Annotated in this window: 4 protein-coding genes and 1 pseudogene; 4 read left to right on the plus strand and 1 reads right to left on the minus strand. The window is 30.8% G+C overall.

The window, feature by feature from the left end:
- Both ABI549_RS13435 and ABI549_RS13440 read left to right on the plus strand, forming a co-directional pair.
- Positions 1–1271: pseudogene (locus ABI549_RS13435) on the plus strand (hypothetical protein); the annotation flags it as partial.
- 404 nt (positions 1272–1675) lie between these two features.
- On the plus strand, positions 1676–2488 hold the full coding sequence (locus tag ABI549_RS13440) for a hypothetical protein (protein ID WP_348076971.1): 813 nt from the start codon (positions 1676–1678) through the stop codon (positions 2486–2488).
- A 221-nt stretch (positions 2489–2709) separates the two neighbouring features.
- Here the strand turns inward: ABI549_RS13440 and ABI549_RS13445 are convergent, their stop codons facing one another.
- Positions 2710–3090, minus strand: coding sequence for a helix-turn-helix domain-containing protein (locus ABI549_RS13445; RefSeq protein ID WP_348076972.1), 381 nt, complete (start codon positions 3088–3090; stop codon positions 2710–2712).
- Positions 3091–3184: 94 nt separating this feature from the next.
- On the opposite strand from ABI549_RS13445, the gene ABI549_RS13450 reads away from it, so the two are divergent.
- Both ABI549_RS13450 and ABI549_RS13455 read left to right on the plus strand, forming a co-directional pair.
- The gene (locus ABI549_RS13450) at positions 3185–3526 is read left to right on the plus strand and encodes a YciI family protein (protein WP_348076973.1); all 342 of its coding nucleotides are present in this window, start codon (positions 3185–3187) and stop codon (positions 3524–3526) included.
- A gap of 301 nt (positions 3527–3827) precedes the next feature.
- Positions 3828–4403, plus strand: coding sequence for a peroxiredoxin family protein (locus ABI549_RS13455; RefSeq protein ID WP_348076974.1), 576 nt, complete (start codon positions 3828–3830; stop codon positions 4401–4403).
- The last annotated feature ends 373 nt before the right edge of the window (positions 4404–4776 follow it).

Here is a 4776-nt window from a genome sequence, read left to right on the forward strand (position 1 = left end):
CAATACTTATGGCAACTCAAAACTGGGACGATCACGATCGTTCTGGGAAATACACGGCAGTTTCATCGGCAAGAGCTTATTTAGATTCTTGCGACAAGAACGCCATTTTATTCACCATTGGTGATAATGATACTTTCCCAATTTGGTACTTACAAGAAATTGAGGGATATAGAACCGATGTTCGTATTGTAAACACCAGTTTACTAATGACCGACTGGTATATAGACCAAATGAAAGCCAAAGCTTACGATTCGGAACCCGTTCCAATTTCGTTTTCACACAAAGATTATGTAGACGGAAAAAGAGATTACTTGATTTTTGATAAAAAAACCGATGCAAGACTCGACGTAAAAGAATTTATGGATTTTGTTTCTAGCGATGATCCTAGAACATTAATCGAAATGAAAAATGGTCAGAAAATTCAGTTTTATCCAAGTAATAAAATTAGAATTCCTGTCGATAAAAACACAGTGATTGCAAACAAAATTGTAAGTACAAAATACAATGATTCGATTGTTCCTTATATTGATGTTGATATAAAAGGTGACGCTTTATACAAAAATCGTCTCATGATGTTAGATATTGTAAGAAACAACAACTGGAAACGTCCTATATACTTTTCTCCAGGTGCTTTTGCAGATGATGATTATATCTGGATGAAAGAATACTTACAGCTTAACGGAATGATATACAAACTAGTTCCTGTAAGAACACCATTAGACAAAGATGCCTCTGGCTTTGATATGGGAAGCATCGATGCCGATAAAATGTATGACATCATGATGAAACTAGATTGGGGTAATGGCGAAAGCACAAAAATATACCACGATCCAGAGACTAGAAAAAATAGCATTTCGTATCGTACACATCTAACAAGGTTAATGAACCAGTTAATTGCAGAAGGGAAAAAAGATAAAGCTAAAAAAATAATCGAATTAGCGTTAACCAAACTTCCTTTAGATTATTATGAGTTTTACAGTATGGTCGATCCTTTTGCTGATGGATATTATAAAATAGGAGAAACCCAAAAAGCACGTACTTTGCTCAAACAACTAGCAGCAAAATACCAAGATGAACTAAGATATTTTAGCCAAACAAAAGCGAGCGAACAGAACGACAATGCTATCGATATTATAACCGACATAGAAAGATACAGAGGTTTGCTTCTTATTATGAAAGACAATAAAGACACAGCTTTTTACAATGCCGAAAAAGCAATCTTTAACAGCTACAACAAACGTTTTGACCGTTTTGGTAGAGATATGGAATAGAAGTTAGATTTTTAGAATTCTTAGATTATTAGAAAATGCAGTTGTTGTAAAAAATAACTGCATTTTTTTGTGGTAATTCATTTTGTGATAATTTTGTAAAAAAATTAAATATTATCACAGATTTGTGATAATTTAATAAAAAAATATTTTTTTATCACAAAAAAATAAAACATCACATTAAGTATGGTTTCCACGCATGTAAGTACAAAATCATCACAACAAATAGAGATTCTTTTTGACGATTTACAATATATATTGTCTATTTTAGCTTAATAACAAAAGCTTGACGCGGGTCAGAACAATCTGTCCGATTTTGGGTCGTTATGTCTGGTTTTATTAGACATGTATATAAGTTAGCAGTAATGTGTTTAAAGCGTATAAAAATGAAGATTGTTGAAAATATAATGAAAAAAAATAAATTTGATATAATTTTAGTCTTTATTCTTGTAACACTTCCTTTGATTATAATAGATTTAGAGAGCGAATTTTATCAAAAGCAATTCTTATTTGCTTACCTTATCAATATAATCTCGTTTTTTCTAATTGGACAGTTTCTTAATTTATTGAAAACGACAGAGGCAATTAAATATTTATTATTAATATCTCTAAGCGCATGGTTTTGCATTTTACCTATAATATTTTACAAAATCTATTTAAAAAATCCCTTATCATTCAGCTATAATTCACAATTCATTGGTTTATTAAAAAACACAAATGAAGAAAATATCTCAATAACAGATTCTACATTCCTGAGATTAAATGAACAGTTAAATAACGAATTTAAAACTAAAAAGGAAAAAGATGACTTACCAAGAAATGATGATAAATTAGTTTTTTATAAAAGTTTTATTGTATTGTCTCCTACTACAATTCGTTCATTTTCAGGAATACGAGCGCCAGAAACTTACTTAAGTATTTATAATCGAAATACTGGAACATTTATTTTAAGCCTACCGAAAAGAGAAACCGTTATGGAAAGTTATAAATATTTTTCAAACAATTTAAAGTTCAAAATAGATAAAATTAAAAATCCAAAAATTGGTATAGAATACTTCGATTTTTGGTGTTCGTCAATTATTGGTTTTAGAGATAATTTAATTACACCTTTAAGATCTTGGATATTATTATTAGATTTTCTATTTATTTCAATATTATTTGTCCCACTTTATAACTTTGTAAAAACAATTTTTTCAAAAAAGATGGACGAACAAAAATAATTCACACTACTGCTAACAGCCGTTTCTCGCAATTGCGAATTTTGTTGTAAGTTCACGTTTACGTTTCGCAAGGATTTTTATCTTAGTGGAAAATATGCGGTTACGAAGTTCGCCACTTCTTGAAGTCGCAAAACGTTACCTGCAAGCGTAGTGGGCGACACAACCCACAGTAGAATAACATAAACAGAAAAAAACAATTACCAAGAAATTTTCTATTTGTTCTACACTTTTTGTTTATTCAATTTATATTCTAGACCCCAATTTGCCATTGTTTGTATCACGGGTGCCAATGTGAGTCCAAACTCAGTTAAAGTGTATTCTACCTTTGGCGGTATCTGAGCATAAATTTTTCTGCTAATAATACCATCGTCTTCTAATTCTCTTAGCTGTTGTGTAAGCATAGATTGTGTGATGCCTATTACACTACGTTTTAATTCGCCAAACCTTGCTGGAGCCGTATGGTAGATTGCATTGATAAGAATAGGTTTCCATTTTCCACCCAAAACTTTCATTGTTGCAGTTACTGGACAAGAATATTCATCAAAAACAAAAGTTTTTTTAGATTCAATTAATTGATTATCAATATTGGTATTGTTTTTCATACTTACTATGTTTTAGTGTCCTACTTGTTAAATTAATTTATATATTGAATATTTGCAGTACAAAAGTAAATAAAACAATTTAAAAAAAAACAAAATGGAAAAATTCATGTTTATTTTCAGAGGTGGTAATACTCATATTTCTACCGCTAATTCACAAGCCGCAATGGACATCATTAAAATGTGGGACAATTGGATGCAAGGACTTGCCGAAAAAGGAATTCTTGCTGGAGGCGATGCACTTCAAGTATCAGGCAAGCATGTGAATGGTTCAAAAAAAATAGTTTCAGATGGTTCGTATGCTGAAGGAAATGAAATGGTTGGTGGCTACTTAATCGTAAATGCAAAAGACATTAACGATGCTGTGGAAATTTCAAAAGGGTGTCCGATTCTTAATGAAGATGGCAGCGTAGAAGTTCGCCCAATTCAAAATAGATAAATGTAAATTTTGGAGGACACTTCAAAATATCCAGACATCAACAAAACAATTGACCATCTTTTTCGCAATGAGGCAGGAAAGATGGTTGTTGTTTTAACGCGAATATTTTGAAATCAAATCACAATTGATGGAAATACAAACTCTGAAAAACGCCAGCAGGTAACAGCCTTTTCTCGCAATAACCCGCAATTACTTAACGAATTGTATTAATTACAGGTTAATATTAAATTGAACTAAATGTAAACTAGCTTACAAATAATCTGATAAAAATGGTTCAAATTTGTATTTTAAAACCATTCACATGAAAAAAATAGCAACACTTATTTTAATTTTTATTTCTAGTTTCGGATTCTCTCAAATTGCAGATGCTCCAGAAAATGTTTCGCCACTTTTAATAGGTGAAAAGATTCCTAATATGTCACTTTTAGATGTAAACGGAAAAGAAGTGAAAACAAATGAAATTTTAAACCAGAAAACCGTACTTATCGTTTATCGTGGTGGCTGGTGTCCGTATTGTAATGCACAATTGGCAGATATGCAAGAAATTGAAAAGCAAATAATCGAATTAGGCTATCAAGTAGTTGCGATAAGTCCGGATTCGCCTAATTTCCTTAAACAAACAGAAGATAATAAAAAATTAAAATATCAATTATTTTCAGACAGTGATGGCAAGTTTTCCCAAGCATTGGGTATCGCATTCAAAAAAGAAAAAGGGAAATTAGAAAAATATTCTGAGGGTAAAAACCCCGGATTTCTTCCTGTTCCTACAGTATATGTGGTAAACAAAAATCAAGAGATCGAATTTCTTTATATTAACCCAAACTATACAAAGCGACTAAGTGGTGATATGTTATTAGCAGTTTTAAAAAAATTGTAAATCAAGTTTCTATATGCTCGTACTCGCGGTGCATTGGTTGTTACCATTATCTTAGTTTACTAAAATAGTAAGTAGTCAGGTTGAAAAAGGAATTAAATAGAAATAATGAGTAAAAAAATAAAACTACCCTTCATATAAAAGTAAATAATCTTAGAATACACTGCGAATTTAGAGATATTCTCAGTGTATTCTAGTTTTACTATTGGATATTATGGGTTGGTGAAACCATTGCAGAATAATAATTAGATTAAAGTCTGACTTCATATTGAAACAAGATATTCAAAAAACGACTCAATTAGTTAAGTGATATTTTCTAACTTTATTTACTTTTGAATTTCGTTTTGAATTTCGTTTTGAATTTCGTTTTGAATTT

This window comes from Flavobacterium sp. (assembly GCF_039932285.1).
In the GTDB taxonomy this organism is placed as follows: Bacteria; Bacteroidota; Bacteroidia; order Flavobacteriales; family Flavobacteriaceae; genus Flavobacterium.

Bases quoted from the DNA above. Each gene is read 5' to 3' on its own strand.
- ABI549_RS13440 (WP_348076971.1), top strand. From the start codon at position 1,676: ATGAAAAAAAATAAATTTGATATAATTTTAGTCTTTATTCTTGTAACA.
- ABI549_RS13445 (WP_348076972.1), bottom strand. From the start codon at position 3,090: ATGAAAAACAATACCAATATTGATAATCAATTAATTGAATCTAAAAAA.
- ABI549_RS13450 (WP_348076973.1), top strand. From the start codon at position 3,185: ATGGAAAAATTCATGTTTATTTTCAGAGGTGGTAATACTCATATTTCT.
- ABI549_RS13455 (WP_348076974.1), top strand. From the start codon at position 3,828: ATGAAAAAAATAGCAACACTTATTTTAATTTTTATTTCTAGTTTCGGA.